Here is a 14,581-nt window from a genome sequence, read left to right on the forward strand (position 1 = left end):
AGGCGTTTATAACTGCCCCACCGCCGGGTGTCAGTTCTCCCAGACGCGTGCCACCGCGATGCCCAGCGCGCCGACCAGCCACAGCGTCAGGCCGGTCGCGCCGGCCACCAGCGACGGGGTCGGCGCACTCCGCGTGTAGACGTCGCCCACCGCCAGCGTGTAGACGAGGCCGCGGTAGGCGCTGTTGGGACTCAGCGCCGTCAGCGTGTCGAGCGACCCCGGGTCGATCAGCCCGCCGGACAGCCCCGCGACGAGCGTGGCGTCGAAGCCCAGCACGAGGGCGATGACGAGCGCGACGGCGACGGCCAGGGCCTCGCGGGCCGACCGGGCGACCGCGGAGACCGCGACGGCGACGGCCAGCGCGACCGCGGTGAAGACCGCCGTCAGCGTCACGAACCGCAGGAACAGCGCGGGGCCGTCGATGGTCCCGTGGCTGACGATGACCGAGACCTGTTCGCCGGGGCTGAACGCGACCACGCCGCCGGCGATCCCGAGGGTCACGAGGACGACCGGGAGGAGCCCGGCCAGCCGGCCGAGGAAGACGCCGCCGACGAAGGCGACGCGGCTCACCGGGTAGGTCTGGATGGTCTCCAGTTCGCCGCGGTCGGCGTCGGACCTGATCGCGCGATATCCGAACGCGAAGGCCAGCAGGGGGACGAGCAGCTCGACCGGCGCGATCAGGTCGAGAATCAGGGGGAGGTACCCGCCGGCCCCCGACGCGACGGTGAAGCCGACCACGACCGTCAGGAACCCAAGCGCCAGGACGAGCACGGTCGGCGTCCGGAGCAGCGTCGCGAACTCCCGCTGGGCGACGACCAGCGCGTCGCGCGCTCCGCTCATGTGTCGCCCTCCGTGCCGGTCCGCGTCAGGACGGTCCCCGACTCGACCGCGACGAGTTCCGTCAGCGCCGATTCCAGGCTGTCCGTCCCGGTCTCCTGCCGCAGGGCCGCCGGACTGTCCGCGGCGACCACGCGGCCGCGGTCCAGCACGAGGACCTGATCCGCGATCCGGTCGACGGTGGTCAGGTCGTGGCTCGTCACCAGGACCGCCGACCCGTCCACGGCGAGGTCCGTGATCACGTCCCCGACGTGGCGCGTCATCATCGGGTCCAGACCGCTCGATGGCTCGTCGAGTAACACCAGCGGGGGATCGCCGACGGTCGCCTGTGCGATACCCAGGAGCCGCGTCATGCCGCCCGAGAGCGCGTCGATCCGGCGGTCCGGGACGCCGCCGAGGCCGACCCGGTCGACGGTCGCCTCGACGTCGACCTCGCCGCCGGTCAGGTCGGCGTAGAACTGCAGCGTCTCCGCGACCGTGAACTGGGGCCTGAACGCCGGGGCCTGTGGGAGGTACCCGACCGAGCGCGACGTGCTCTCGGCGTGCTCGACGGTGCCGCCGTCGGACGCGACCAGGTCCGCGACGGCCCTGATCAGGGTCGTCTTCCCCGACCCGTTTGGCCCGACGAGACACGTGACGGTCTCGGGCGCGGCGGTGAACGAGACCGAGTCCACGGCGGTCACGTCGCCGAAGGCGACCGTCAGGTCCTCGACGGCGAGCGCCGGCTCCGTCATGGCTCGCTCCCGTTGACGCGTTCGAGCGTGTTCGGCCGAACTGGTTCGGCGAGCGGTGCGGTGTCGAGGACGCCGCTGGTCCGGAGCCCCGGCAGTCGGTCCTGCACGGACCGCAGCAGGGCCACCGCCGGTGACTCCCGGAGGGTCAGACCGCCTTCGGCGGAGAGGACTGTCGCGTCGACGGCACCGGTCGGGCGGTACGCGGCGTCGATGGTCCCGTCCTCCGCGACCCCCGGCAGCCGCCCCCAGTAGTTCCCGCGGCCGGCCGCGGTGTAGACGCGGAACGGGCCCATGTCGGCGTCGACCTGCCGGCCGTTCCCGACCACGTCGTTTTCGGTGACCGTCAACGACGGGAGGAGGAGGTCGTCCCTGATCCCGATCCCGTTGTCGGCGACGACGTTGCGGGAGAGGTACGACCGGGGCGCGCCGATCCCGATCCCGACGCCGTTGTCGGTGAGCACGTTGTCGGTGACGAAGGACGCGCTGCCGGCGACGATCAGGCCCGCGTCGCTCTCGCGGACGTCGTTTCCGCGGAGCACGTTCAGGTGGGGGCGCGTCATCACGATCACGCCGGTCCGCGTGCCCCGGATCGAATTGTTCCGGACCAGCGCGCGAGACGTGTACATCTCGTGGACGCCGTACCGGAGGTCGGTCATCCGCGAGTCCCTGACGACGACGCCGTGGGCCCGGTGGGTGTACACCGCGTCGCGGCCCCCCTCGAAGGTCACGTTCTGGACGACGACGGGGTCGAACATCGCCAGCACGCCCATGAACCCGTCCTCCCATTCCCCGGGGCCGACGATCCGCGAGTCCCGAACGACGAGTCCGCGACCCCCGCGGACGAGGACGCCGTTCGCGCGCGTCCGGATCTCGACGCCCGCCACGAGCGACCCCGTGCCGTTCTCGAACTGGATCGCCGCGTCACCACGGCCGTAGGCCACGCGGATGAACTGGTCCCACTCGCCGCCGGAGACGTTCGCGAGGGACCTGGCCCCTGTCGACCCGGTGCCGCTGATCCGGAGGTCGGTGACGGCCACGCGCGGGGCCGTGGCCGTGATGACGGTCCCCGAGAAGCGACCGCGGACGTGGGTCTCCGGCCCGGCCCCTGCCAGCGTCAGCGGTTTGTCGACGGTGACGTTGCCGTCGTAGGTGCCCGGCGGCAGGCGGACGGTGGTGTTCGCGGGAGCGCGCTCGACGGCCGCCGCGAGCGTGGGAGCGTCCTCGCCCACGACGACGGAGACGGGGCGCTCACGGAGCGACTCGGTCGTCGAGACCTGCCGGTCGGCCCACTCGCTCCGGTTTTCCGTGATCCGGTCCATCCGCGTCGTCGGCGACGGCCGGTCGACCCGCCGGTCCCGGACCGCCTCCCAGTCCAGCACGCGCCCGTCGTACCGGTCGGCGAACGACTGGGCCGCCGCCCGCTCGCTGAACGGGACGACGGCCGGCCCGCCGGGCGTCCGGGCACGGCTGTCGACGACGAACCACGCCTCCCGGGCAGACACCCAGCCGCCCGCGATGCTGTTTCGCTCGATCAGGAAGTCCTGTTCGTTCAGCGCCGGGTCGTTCCCCACGTAGTCCGAGACGAGGACGCCCGCCGGTTCGCCGAACTGCTGGGTCGTCCGCGAGTCCTGGAGGTGTGCCACCACGCTGTCGATGCCGTAGTAGCCGACGACGTACTCGTACCGGGAGAAAAACACCTCTCCCTGCGGAATCGAGAGGTTCCGGGCCCGCGCCTCCTGCACGTCGACGCCGGTCATGCCCATCGTGAGCGTCTCGTCGAACGACACCGGTTCGACGTCCCGACCGGCGTCGGGGTCGACCGCGAATCCGGTCGCGGTCAGGAGCACGACGAACGCCAGTGCGGCGAGGACGTATCTGACGTCGATCATCGCCCGAGCTGCTGGATCAGCCGCGACGTTACCTCCTCGACGGTGACGAGCTGGCCACCGTACTCGTCGCGAAACGACGAGGCGTCGGCCTCGTCGCCGAACGCGATCAGGTCCCTGCCCATCGCTCCCTCGACTTCCGAGTCGGCGACGAACGTCACCGTCGCGGCCCGCGCGAACGCCGAGGCCTCGGGATGGGTCGATATCACCGGTTGCCCGTCCCCCGTCGACACCTGATAGTCGACCGACGAGTAGTCCGTGACGTACACGACCGACCGCTCCCAGCCCTCCTCCTGCTTCTCGAAGTCGTACTGGAACGCCTCCCAGGTGCTGTCGAAGCGCGCCGGGTTGTCGTGTCCCTCGGGTCGTTCGTCCGGGTAGAATATCTCCGCCGACGGCCCGGGATGGTTCGGAATCACCATCCCGCAGACCTCGCAACCGTCGTCCGCGGTCAGCGTCACCGCCGCCGGCACGTCCGCCGTTCCGTCGCCGTCTCCCTCCCGAATCCCCGAACAGCCCGCCAGTGCCGCCACGCCGACGGCACCCATTCCCCCGAGGACCGTCCGCCGCAGGTACCCATCGGTTTCGTCCGACCCCGCCGCCGACTGTACATGATTATCACACATCTGTCGTAATCTCTCCGACGGGTCGCGTGCGAGCACGGCGACTCACCGTCTGGCTCGTGGTCGAAATTTACGGCCGAATCCGCCATAAGGACGCGGGCATCTCCCGGACTCTGGGAACGCGTTATCGCTGCTCGCGCACGCACTCCTCGATCGGTGCGAGGAGGTCGTCTACGACCTCGTAGGGGTCGGTCTCGCGGTCGACCACCTGGTCGACGAACGCCTCGATCCCGCCGCGAGCGTCGATCTCCTCGGACAGCAGGTCGGCAGCGTCCTCGCGCAGCAGCGTCCTGATCTCCGCGGCGTAGCGCTCGCGGGCCTTCGCCTCCAGTTGCCCCGACTCGACGAGGTACTCCCGGTGGTCCTCGAGGACCGAGAGGAGTTCTTCCAGCCCGTCGCCGCGCTTGGCGACCGTCTCGACGATCGGCGGCGTCCACGAGGGGTCGTCCGCATCGTCGGCCTCCCCGGCCTCCAGTTCGGCCGCGGCGTCGTCGCCCGTCTTCTCGACCGCGCCGTGGTGGCCGGTGGCGACGGCGAGTTCGTCCCGGCGCATCTCGATCATCTCGCGGAGTTCCTGCACCGTCCTGTTTGCCCCGTCCAGGTCGGCCTTGTTGACGACGAACAGATCGGCGATCTCGAGGATGCCGGCCTTGAGCATCTGCACGTCGTCGCCGCTGGCCGGCGGGACCAGGACGGTCACCGTGTCGGCCGTCCGGACGATGTCCACCTCGTTTTGCCCCGCGCCGACCGTCTCGATGATGATCTTGTCCTTCCCGAAGGCGTCCAGCGCTTTCACGGCGTCCGTCGTGGCCGTCGAGAGGCCGCCGAGGGTCCCGCGGGCCGACATCGACCGGAAGAACACGTCCATGTCGCCCGTGTTCGAGGCCATCCGGATGCGATCCCCGAGGACCGCGCCGCCGGTGAACGGCGAGGACGGGTCGATGGCGATGACGCCGACCGTCAGCCCGCGGTCGCGGTAGGCCTCGGCCATCTTGTCCACGAGGGTGGACTTGCCCGCGCCGGGGCTGCCGGTGATCCCGATCACGTCCGCGTGGCCCGTGTGTTCGTGCAACTGGGAGACGAGGTCGCGGTAGCCGGGCGTGCGGTCCTCGATGAGACTGATCGTCCGCGCCAGCGCGCGGTGGTCGCCGTCGAGCAGGTCGTCGACGAGCGATTTCATCGTCGATCGGGCGCGTTCTCGCGGACGAAGTCGACGATCTCGTCCATGGACGCGCCGGGGCCGAAGATCTTCGCGACCCCGAGTTCGAGCAGTTCGTCGCGGTCCTCCTCGGGAATGATCCCGCCCACGAGGATCATGGTGTCCTCGAGGGCGCCGTACTCTTCGAGTCCCGCGACGATTTTGGGAACCAGGGTGCTGTGCGCGCCGGAGAGGATCGAGATGCCAAGCACGTCGACGTCTTCCTGGACCGTCGCCTGCACGATCTCGTCTGGCGCCTTGTGCAGTCCGGAGTAGATGACCTCGAACCCGGCGTCGCGGAAGGCCCGCGTGATGACGTGTGCGCCGCGATCGTGGCCGTCCAGCCCGACCTTGCCGACCAGACACCTGATCGTCCGCTGTTCCGGTGCTTCGCTCATGCCACCTCGTAACACGTTGGTGACTTTCACTCTTGTCGTTACGGCACGCGGGCTGGCGGCCGTCCTCCTGCACCCGTTCGATTGCGACGCACTCATGGGGCGGCAGGCCGGATTCTCCGGTATGGCAGTCGCTGGGGACCTCAGGCGGCGCGCGAAGGACCGGCCGCGAACGGTGACGGCGGTGCTATCGATCGTCGGCTACGCGCTCGTGCTCGGCACGTTCGCCGGCCTCGTCCCGATCTATCCGGACCTGGGACGGGACACCGTCCTGCTGCTGGCCCACGCCATCGCCGTCGTCAACACCACGGCACTGCTCACCTTGCTCGCCGGTTGGCGGTTCATCCGGCGCGACGAGGTGCGCAAACACCGCGCGGCGATGCTGACCGCCTTCTCCCTGATCCTCGTCTTCCTCGTCCTCTACCTGACGAAGGTCGGTGGCGGGTACGAACGCACGCTGATCATCCGCGAGTCGCACTTCCTGGGCGCCTACGCCGGGATCGTGAAACCGGTCTACCTCGTCATGCTCGCGATCCACATCCTGCTTTCCGTGCTCGCGGTGCCGGTCGTGATCCACGCCGTCGTGCTCGGCCTGACCCACAGTCCGCGGGAACTCCGGAGCACGGTTCACGCCCGCGTCGGCCGCATCGCCGCCGCGTCCTGGTCGCTCTCGCTCTTCCTCGGCGTCGTGACCTACGTCATGTTGAACTTGCTCTACGACGGCGTCCCGCGTGAGGAGGCCGGCGTTCTGCTTCTGCTGGCGGTGCCAGCGCTGCGGTCGGGGACGGACGCGGACGAGAACGAGGACTGATCGTCCCGCGTCGATCCTCAGTCCGTCCGCGGGAGCGCCGCTGCACCGATAGCGAAGAACACCACGGTCAGCGCCGCCAGAATCCCGAGGTACGGCAGCGGTGCGGTCGGTAGCCCGGCGAGCGGTTCGATCCCCGGGCCGTAGGTCGCCGCGCGGACGCCCCGCGAGAAGTACGTCAGTGGCGACAGCAGGATGGCGGGCCGGAACCACTCGGGCAGCAGCGACGGGGGAACGAACGTCTCCGAGAGGAAGAGCAGGGGCAGGGCGATCCCGTTGCTCGCCGCGATGACGCCGTCCTGGGAGCTCGCGAGGCTGCCGATGAGTGCACCGACCCCGCAGAACAGCGCCACACCGAGCGCGACGAAGGGGATCAGCAGCGGGGAGAACGCGATCTCGGCCCCGGTCACGAGGACGACGAGGCCGAGCAGGAGCAACCCGGCCAGGCCGATGATGGCGACGTTGACGAGCGTCTGGGCCAGCAGCCACTCCCAGCGGGAAAGCGGCGTCGTCGCCAGTTTCTCGAACTGGCCGCCCTCGCGGTGGCGCGCGACCTCGCTCCCGACCCGTGAAAGTGGTGTGAACAGCACGACGACGGCCAGATAGCCCGGGACGTAGTAGGCCGCCGGCTCGGTGAAAAGCCCGCCGCCCGTCGGCTGGGTCTGGACCAGCGCCCCGAAGATCAGGACGATGATCACCGGGAAGAAGAAGGTGAAGAAGACGGCCGTCCGCCGCCGGAGGAAGGAGAGCCAGGCGGCGACGAACGCCGCACGGATCCGACCCGGCGCCGTCATCGCGAATCACCCATCCTGTCTCCGAAATCGTCCGGCACCCGCCCGCCGTCCGCGAGCGGCGTCTCCCCGGCCGCCACGGTGTCGCCGCTCGCGGTCACCGCCTCTCCGGTCAGGTCGAGGTAGACGTCTTCGAGGTCGGGTTCGGTCCAGGTGATCGCGTCGTAGGTCGCACCCGCCGCGTCGAGGACGGCGACGACGCCTCCGATCTCCTCGGGCGGGACGTCGTAGACCGTCAGCTGTCCCTCTGCGAGTTCGGCCGGGTAGCCGAGGTCGTTCGTCACGGCCGGGTCGGCGTCGGTGTCGATCACCAGTCGACTGTCGCCGCCGTGGGCGTCGATCAGCGCGGCGGGCGAATCGCAGGCGATGAGTTCGCCGTCGGCGAGCAGCCCGACGCGGTCGGCCAGCCGCTCGGCCTCGGCCATGTAGTGGGTGGTGAGGAGGACGGTCGTGCCGCCGGCGGCGAGATCTTCGAGCAGTCGCCAGATGGCGCGCCGGCCTGCGGGGTCGATGCCGGTCGTCGGCTCGTCGAGGACGAGCAGGTCGGGGTCGTTGACCAGCGCGGTCCCGACGCAGACCCGGCGCTTTTGGCCGCCCGAGAGGTTCTCGTACCAGGTGTCGGCGGCCCCGGCGAGCCCCACGTCCTCGAGGACCGATTCGACCGATCGGCCCGCGTCGTAGAGGCCGCCGAAGTAGTCGAGCAACTCGCGGGCGGTGAGCCGTGCGGGCGGGTCGAACGACTGGGGGAGCGACCCGATCCGGGAGCGCTCGACCTGGCGGGGCGATTCGCCGAACACGCGAACCTCGCCCTCGGCGTCGGTCGTGCCGAGCAGGGCGCGAACGAGCGTCGTCTTTCCGGCGCCGTTCGGGCCGACGAGGGCGAACACCTCGCCCTCGTCGACGGCGAGCGAGACGCCGTCCACGGCGGTGGTGTCGCCGTAGCTCCGGCGGACGTCCTCGGCGACGACGGCTGCTGTCATTGTCGGACCGGGGACCGGTACGGCCCTAAGGGATTCGATCCGCGACGCTCAGACGTGCTCGCGCACTCGGCGCACGATCTCGTCCACGTCGAAGGCGTCCGCCTGTTTTTCGTACACCTGCTCGCCGTCGACGGTGACCCTGAAGACGCCGTTCGAACCCGTCCGGAGCGTCACGGCGTCGAGTTGCTCACCGAAGGTCGTCAACAGGACGTGCTGGACGTCTTCGGCGCGATCCAGGAAGCCGCAGGGGACGCAGTACTCGATCTCGACTTCGGTCATGCGCGCCGGTACGGGCCCGGCCCGAAAAAGCGTTCGTCACCGCCCGAACGGCCGCCAGTACAGCAGGCCGACCGTGACGACGAATACGACCGTCGAGAGCGCGTATGACTGGCTGTAGACCGCGGTGGCGACGGCGCTCCCGCTCCCGAGGACGCCGGTCGCGAGCGAGGCCAGCACTGGCCACGAACAGCTGACACAGGAGAGCAGGCCCAGGACACCGGTCACCGCCGAGCCAGCCGCGTCGAGTACCGTCGCGTACACGAGGTAGGTGAGCGCGGCGTACCCGACCAGTTTGAACGGCATGAGCGCGAACGCGATCCGCTCGCCGCTGTAGAGCAGCGCGGGGCCCCACCCCGGCGGCAGGCCGAGGATCGACAGCCGCAGGCTCGACTCCCCGATCCCGGCCGCCGGGCCGACCAGCCCGCCAGCGTACGCGAGGATGCCGAAGTAGCCGACGGCGAGTCCGGTCGCGAGCCAGCGGTCGCGAGCGTCGGCGGCTCTGGGAGTCGTTTTGACGATCGCCAGGAGCCCGACGTTGATCCACACCATCGGGTAGAGCCAGTACTGGAGCGACCAGATGCTCGTCAGCGTGGTGTCGCCGACCAGCCAGTAGAGGCCGAGCAGGAGCAGTTCCGCGTTGACGACCATGGCGGCGATCAGGACCGTCTCGGTGTCCGGTCGGAGGCGATCGCCCCATCTCGACCGCCGTGTGTCGGTACTCATACGACGATCGCGTCGACCACGATGGCCAGGAGGACGGCCCCGAGGTAGGCGTTCGACGCGTGGAACGCCCGGAAGGCCGCGGACTCGTCGCGCTCGCGGTGGAGCCGGACGACGGCCCAGAGGAAGACCGCGCCGAGCGCCGTCGTCGTGGCGGCGTAGAGCCAGCCCAGGTCCGTCAGGGCAGCGAGGCCGGCCGCGGCCAGCAGCGTCGTCCCCAGCCACAGCATGATGTGTTTGCGCGTGGTCGCCTCACCGCGGACGACGGGCATCATCGGGAACCCGCCGCGGGCGTAGTCGTCCTTGTACGCGAGCGCGAGGTTGTAGAAGTGCGCGGGCGTCCAGACGAAGATGAGGCCGGCCAGTGCGAGCGCTGGCAGTCCGATCCGCCCCGTCACTGCGGTCCAGCCGATCAGGGCCGGGAGCGCACCGGCCGCGCCGCCGATCACGGTGTTCTGGACCGTGTTGGGCTTGAGCACGACCGTGTAGATCACGCTGTAGAACAGGATGGCCGCGAGGCCGAGCGCGGCGGCGAGCGGGTTGATCTGCAGGAACACGGCCACGGAGGCGGCCGCGAGCAGCAGGCCGAACGCGACGGCGTTCCGGACGGGCAACTGGTGGGTCGCGACCGGTCGGTCGCTCGTCCGATCCATTCTCTTGTCCTTGTCGCGCTCGATGACGTGGTTGAAGGTGCCGCTCGCGCCGATGGCGAGGACGCCCCCGCTCAGCGTCAATACGACCGTGCGCACGGTCAGGGCGGGACCGGCCGCGAGGGCCATCCCCGCCGAGGCGACGAGACAGAGCAACCACATCAGCCGGGGTTTCATCAACCGGAAGTAGGCCCCCGCGACGTGTCTCGCACGCGCGAGCGGGGACGATGGCATCGGTGGCTGCTCGGTGACCTCCGGATCGGGCTCCGGTGCCGGGGTCGGATCGACCGACCCTGCGGCCGGTTCCTCGGCGTCTCGGGGTTCGAGGTGCCAGGCGAGACCGAGCGTCAGCGCCCCGAAGATGCCCATGCCGGCCAGCAGGTGCGTCGTCGGGAACGGCGCGGCGGCGCCGGTCGCGGCCACCTGCGCACCCAGAGCGATCTGGACGGGAAAGAGTACGAGCGCCAGCGCGAGCGTCGCCTTGACGCGGCGGGAGACGCTCGCGCTCTGCAGTCCGATCACGGTGGTCGCGACGACGAGCAGCCCGACGAGGAGCGCGGCGAGTCGATGGCCCCAGGCCACGAGGAGCGCGGGCTCGGATAGCGTCGGTGGACGGTGACACACCGGCCACGCCGAACAGGCGCTGGCGGCGTCGGCGATGGCCGCCGTCGCGCCGACGACCACCAGCAGGTAGACGCCGACGGCCGATCCGGCCAACAGCGTGGCGAAACGGGGGCGAGAACGGCGCTGGAACGCGGCTGTTCCTCTCACTAGCGGAAACCTTGGCGTGACCGCACTTATGCCCCCCGCTTTGGGTCGGACCGAACGAATTCGGCTCCCGACCTAAGGGGTCGGAAACCAGCACACGCGGGCCGTTCCCGAGCGAAGACAGCAGCTATTTATGGCCCAGATTCTAACCCCCGCGTAATGATAAACCGCAAGCGCGTCGGGGCGTTGGCGCTTTTCGGTGCCGCGCTGGTGCTGATGGCGGTCGAGCCCGCGGCCGCCCAGTCGACGGACTCGTCGACGACCGAGGCAGCGATCTGGGGGCTGAACAACAACCTGATCTACGTGGCGGTTCCGATCACGGTCCTCGTCGAGGGGATCCTGATCTACACCGTCTGGAAGTTCCGGAAATCGGACGAGGCCCAGCCGACCCAGGAGAACCGCCGACTCGAGATCACCTGGACCGTCGCGACGGCGATCATCCTGCTGTTCGTCGGCGTCGCCTCCTACCAGGTGCTCGGCAACCCCTACGTCAGCGCCTCCTCGCAGGCCGAACTCGACGGGGGCGCACCCGAAGAGATCGAAGTGTACGGGCAGAAGTACAACTGGCAGTTCGTCTACCGGAACGTCAGCGTCGACGACGCCAGCGCGACCGACGTGACGCTCTCGAACGTCACCATCACGGGGACGAGCGTCCAGAATACCACCGGAGAGGGAATCGAGGTGACCGGCGGCACCGTCACCAGTGCCTCCGGGGGCGCACTGGACAGTGCGACCCTCGTCAACGGGACCGTGACCGGCGCCGAGAACCAGACGGGCAACGACGTCACCTTCCAGGACGTGACCGTGACCGGCGCCGCCGTCGAGGGCGCGAGCATCGACGACGCGACCGTCGATACCACGACCACGATGGTCATGCCGGCGGAACAGAACGTCCGCATGAACGTCACGGCTCGCGACTGGCTGCACGCGTTCCACGTCCCTGGACTGGGCCTCAAGACGGACGCGCTGCCCGGTCAGTCCAACTACATCACGACGAAAGCCACCGAGACGGGCGAGTACCAGCTCTACTGCGCGGAGTACTGCGGGACCGGTCACTCCGGCATGCTCGGGAGCGTGGACGTCGTCGAGGATTCGGAGTACGACGACTGGCTGGCGTCGCAGTGGTTCAGCGCACAGGAGTAACGCAGACGGCTCTTTTCGGTTCGTTGCAGGTCACCAGTGACGAGACCGACGAGCCCGCAGGAGGAGCGACTAGTCGCCAGTCGCGGCGTCCGCGCCCTCCGTGCCCTCTGCGAGGACTCGCTCACCCCGTTCGGTCGTCCGGTAGACGACTTCGCCGCTGACCGGCTCGATCAACCCGTGTTCGACGAGGACGGCGCAGCGCCGCTCGACGTAGCCCAGGTGCATCCCGAGCCGGTTCGCGACCAGCGCGAGGTAGTCCGGCCGCCGGTCGCTGAGCTGGTGGAGGATCCGTTCGTCGGCCGATCGCAGCCAGTCGGGTCCGGACATCGTTCGTCGCTACTGTATGTGTATTGGTCACACATAACACTGTCGCAAGTCTTGCCGGCCGGGCGGTCATCCCCTCCCCGATTACAGTGACGGCGCGGCGAAGAAGCGGTATCGACTGGACGAGACGCGGTCGGCGACGGAGAGAAAAGGTCGGTGACGCGGCGGGGAACCGGCGGGCCTCAGCAGAGGTTCACGGTGGCGTAGACGTCCCCGCTGCTCGTCACTTCGATGCCGGCGCCGATCCGGCCTGCGTTCTCGTAAAAGAGCCGATCGCGACTGGTCCCCGAAAGCCAGTCCGAGACGATGGCGGCCGCGACGTCGGACTCGTCGTCGAGGAACTTCCCGTCGTGGGTCCGGCCCGCGACGACGTGACCGATCAGTTCGAGTCGGTTGTACCGCGCGTCGACCACGTACGTACCGGGGTCGGACTCGAACTGGCAGGTGTCGAACAGGTCCGCGTTCTCGTAGCGGAGGCGGCTCGTGTTCCCGCCGACGTTGTGGGTGACGCGCCCCTCGTCGGCCATCTCGTTGCTGTGGCCGTGTGCCATCGCGTCGAGCCGGTCGACGACGTTTCCGTCGACTCGCAACGCGGACAGTCCCCGGGACTCGCGCCGCTCGTTGATCAGCGACTTGATCTCGTTGCGGATCTCACCGGCCGAGAACCGCCGTGGGGCGATCGTCGTTCGCTCTGACGGCGGCCGCACCGTCTCGACTTCACCGCCGGGAACCGTCGTCGGATCGTCGGCTGAGCCGCCGCCGTTCTGGCCCTGCTCCCCGCCGTCCGCGGTCGGACTCGTCGCGCCAGCCATGTCGGCGCCGCCGCCGCCTATCTGCATCCCGATGAGCACGCCTACGCCCATGGAGACGAGTACGATGACGCCGAGCACCGACAGCGCCGCTTTGTTTACCATCTTATCTGTTTAATAACCGACCTAGTAAATCAACTTTGGGTGGAACCCACCGTCGCGTAACGGACCGTTTCGACCCGGGGAGAGTGGGCCGAAACGGCTGGTTACGGCGCCCAGGGGCCCGATCGAGACGGTTACTCGGGCCGCTTCAGCGAGAGGACGGTCCGTTCGAACGAGCAGACGAGCCGTTCGTCCTCGCCCACGACGTAGACGTCGACGGCCATGGTGACGACGCCGCGCTCGCCGTCGCTCGTCTCGCGCTTGTCGGTCACCGTCGACTCGGCTCGGATCGTGTCGCCGTGGTAGACCGGCGCGGGGTGTTCGACGTCGTCGTAGGAGAGGTTCGCGACGATGGTGCCGTCGGTGGTGTCGGGGATCGTGAGTCCGACGCCGAGGCTCATCGTGTAGAGGCCGTTGACGATGCGCTCGCCGAAGTCGGTCTCGGCCGCGAACGCACCGTCGAGGTGGAGGGGCTGCTGGTTCATCGTCATGTCGCAGAAGCGCTGGTTGTCGCTCTCGGAGATGGTCCGCCGCTTGTCGTGGCGGATGGTCTCGCCGACCTCGAACTCCTCGTAGTACAGTCCGGACATGCCCGCCACGTCGCGGGCCCGGCCATTAACGGTGTCCCCGCCGGACCCCGAACGGACTTACCGCTGGGCGAACACCCGGGGATATGGCTCGCAGAAGCGTCCTGTTCTCCCCGGGCGATCAGCCCGACCTGCTGCGGAAGGCACCGAACTCGGGGGCCGACGCCGTCGTCTTCGACCTCGAAGACGCCGTGGCCCCCGACAGCAAACCCGCCGCCCGCGAGACCGTCGCGGCGGCACTCGCCGATTCCGACCTGGAGCCAGACTGCGAACTGTGGGTGCGCGTCAATCCGCCGGGGACCGTCGAGGCCGACGACGTGGCGACGGCCCTGGCGGACGATCCGCCGATCGACGCGGTGATGGCCCCCAAAGTCGGCGACGCTGCGGGTGTCAGGCGGGTCGCCGACCTGCTTGCCGAGAGAGGGCTGGACGTGCCCGTGATCGCGCTGATCGAGTCGGCGGCGGGCGTCCTCAACGCCGAGGAGATCGCCGCGGCCGATCCGGTGGACGCCGTCGCCATCGGCGCGGAAGACCTGGCGGCCGACGTGGGCGCGACCCGGACCGAGGAGGGGATCGAGGTGCTCCACGCACGCGAACACGTTGTGCTCGCGGCGGCGGCCGCCGGGGTCGACGCGCTCGACACGATTTACGTCGACATCGACGACCCCGAGGGCCTCGAATCGGCGGCCGACTTCACCGTCCAGCTCGGCTTCGACGGGAAGATGGCGATCCACCCAGCACAGGTCCCGATCATCAACGACGCGTTCACGCCGAGCGACGACCGGATCGCGTGGGCCGAGCGCGTCGTCGAGGCCGCCGCGGCGGCCGACGCCGACGACCGCGGCGTGTTCCGGGTCGACGACGAGATGATCGACGCCCCGCTGATCGCCCAGGCCGAACAGGTCCTCGACCGCGCCCGGGCGGCGGGAAAGCGGTGATGGACGAGG

The 14,581-nt window shown here is 69.5% G+C and carries 17 protein-coding genes; 3 read left to right on the plus strand and 14 right to left on the minus strand.

All coding sequences use genetic code 11. The features are described from left to right. Nucleotides 1–30: 30 nt before the first annotated feature. From U5918_RS17810 to U5918_RS17835, 6 genes are all read right to left on the minus strand, one after another. Nucleotides 31–840 carry an ABC transporter permease subunit gene (locus U5918_RS17810; protein ID WP_336003208.1) on the minus strand — a complete coding sequence of 270 codons (810 nt, stop codon included), beginning with the start codon at nt 838–840 and terminating at the stop codon, nt 31–33. Further along, nucleotides 837–1,571, minus strand: coding sequence for an ABC transporter ATP-binding protein (locus U5918_RS17815; protein ID WP_336003210.1), 735 nt, complete (start codon nt 1,569–1,571; stop codon nt 837–839). Before U5918_RS17815 ends, U5918_RS17810 begins: the two co-directional genes overlap by 4 nt. Continuing rightward, nucleotides 1,568–3,460: a NosD domain-containing protein gene (locus U5918_RS17820; protein WP_336003212.1), complete on the minus strand. Its 1,893-nt coding sequence runs from the start codon at nt 3,458–3,460 to the stop codon at nt 1,568–1,570. The genes U5918_RS17815 and U5918_RS17820 overlap by 4 nt, the downstream gene beginning before the upstream one ends. Continuing rightward, a complete protein-coding gene (locus U5918_RS17825) occupies nt 3,457–4,083 on the minus strand; it encodes a nitrous oxide reductase accessory protein NosL (protein ID WP_336003214.1) in 627 nt (208 codons plus the stop codon). The genes U5918_RS17820 and U5918_RS17825 overlap by 4 nt, the downstream gene beginning before the upstream one ends. A gap of 121 nt (nt 4,084–4,204) precedes the next feature. Further along, nucleotides 4,205–5,260 carry a methylmalonyl Co-A mutase-associated GTPase MeaB gene (gene meaB, locus U5918_RS17830; protein WP_336003215.1) on the minus strand — a complete coding sequence of 352 codons (1,056 nt, stop codon included), beginning with the start codon at nt 5,258–5,260 and terminating at the stop codon, nt 4,205–4,207. Further along, nucleotides 5,257–5,676, minus strand: coding sequence for a cobalamin B12-binding domain-containing protein (locus U5918_RS17835; RefSeq protein WP_336003216.1), 420 nt, complete (start codon nt 5,674–5,676; stop codon nt 5,257–5,259). The genes meaB and U5918_RS17835 overlap by 4 nt, the downstream gene beginning before the upstream one ends. A 121-nt stretch (nt 5,677–5,797) precedes the next feature. Here U5918_RS17835 and U5918_RS17840 point away from each other — a divergent pair, with 121 nt between their 5' ends. Next, entirely contained in the window at nt 5,798–6,484 is a 687-nt protein-coding gene (locus tag U5918_RS17840) for a DUF420 domain-containing protein (RefSeq protein ID WP_336003218.1), read from the plus strand. Nucleotides 6,485–6,501: 17 nt separating this feature from the next. On the opposite strand, the gene U5918_RS17845 is transcribed toward U5918_RS17840, so the two are convergent. From U5918_RS17845 to cyoE, 5 genes are read right to left on the minus strand one after another with little or no spacing between them, the layout of a single operon-like run. Beyond that, complete coding sequence (locus tag U5918_RS17845; RefSeq protein WP_336003220.1) at nt 6,502–7,275, minus strand: ABC transporter permease; 774 nt, start codon at nt 7,273–7,275, stop codon at nt 6,502–6,504. Further along, nucleotides 7,272–8,252, minus strand: coding sequence for an ABC transporter ATP-binding protein (locus U5918_RS17850; protein WP_336003222.1), 981 nt, complete (start codon nt 8,250–8,252; stop codon nt 7,272–7,274). Before U5918_RS17850 ends, U5918_RS17845 begins: the two co-directional genes overlap by 4 nt. 48 nt (nt 8,253–8,300) lie before the next feature. Beyond that, entirely contained in the window at nt 8,301–8,531 is a 231-nt protein-coding gene (locus U5918_RS17855; protein ID WP_336003224.1) for an Rdx family protein, read from the minus strand. A gap of 36 nt (nt 8,532–8,567) precedes the next feature. After that, nucleotides 8,568–9,254: a DUF7546 family protein gene (locus U5918_RS17860; protein ID WP_336003226.1), complete on the minus strand. Its 687-nt coding sequence runs from the start codon at nt 9,252–9,254 to the stop codon at nt 8,568–8,570. Next, nucleotides 9,251–10,672 (minus strand): heme o synthase, encoded by a 1,422-nt coding sequence (gene cyoE / locus U5918_RS17865; protein ID WP_336003227.1) that lies wholly within the window; start codon nt 10,670–10,672, stop codon nt 9,251–9,253. Before cyoE ends, U5918_RS17860 begins: the two co-directional genes overlap by 4 nt. A 213-nt stretch (nt 10,673–10,885) precedes the next feature. Here cyoE and coxB point away from each other — a divergent pair, with 213 nt between their 5' ends. Further along, nucleotides 10,886–11,812 (plus strand): cytochrome c oxidase subunit II, encoded by a 927-nt coding sequence (gene coxB, locus U5918_RS17870; RefSeq protein WP_418771373.1) that lies wholly within the window; start codon nt 10,886–10,888, stop codon nt 11,810–11,812. Between the two features lie 69 nt (nt 11,813–11,881). On the opposite strand, the gene U5918_RS17875 is transcribed toward coxB, so the two are convergent. The 3 genes from U5918_RS17875 to U5918_RS17885 form a co-directional block, all read right to left on the minus strand. Then, nucleotides 11,882–12,139 (minus strand): helix-turn-helix domain-containing protein, encoded by a 258-nt coding sequence (locus U5918_RS17875; RefSeq protein WP_336003228.1) that lies wholly within the window; start codon nt 12,137–12,139, stop codon nt 11,882–11,884. A 179-nt stretch (nt 12,140–12,318) separates the two neighbouring features. After that, complete coding sequence (locus U5918_RS17880; protein ID WP_336003229.1) at nt 12,319–13,050, minus strand: CAP domain-containing protein; 732 nt, start codon at nt 13,048–13,050, stop codon at nt 12,319–12,321. A gap of 131 nt (nt 13,051–13,181) precedes the next feature. Next, nucleotides 13,182–13,637: a MaoC family dehydratase gene (locus U5918_RS17885; protein ID WP_336003231.1), complete on the minus strand. Its 456-nt coding sequence runs from the start codon at nt 13,635–13,637 to the stop codon at nt 13,182–13,184. An 83-nt stretch (nt 13,638–13,720) separates the two neighbouring features. Between U5918_RS17885 and U5918_RS17890 the strand changes: the two genes are divergently transcribed. Continuing rightward, on the plus strand, nt 13,721–14,572 hold the full coding sequence (locus tag U5918_RS17890) for an HpcH/HpaI aldolase/citrate lyase family protein (RefSeq protein ID WP_336003233.1): 852 nt from the start codon (nt 13,721–13,723) through the stop codon (nt 14,570–14,572). The last annotated feature ends 9 nt before the right edge of the window (nt 14,573–14,581 follow it).

The organism is Halorientalis sp. LT38 (genome assembly GCF_037031225.1).
Classification (GTDB): Archaea; Halobacteriota; Halobacteria; order Halobacteriales; family Haloarculaceae; genus Halorientalis; species Halorientalis halophila.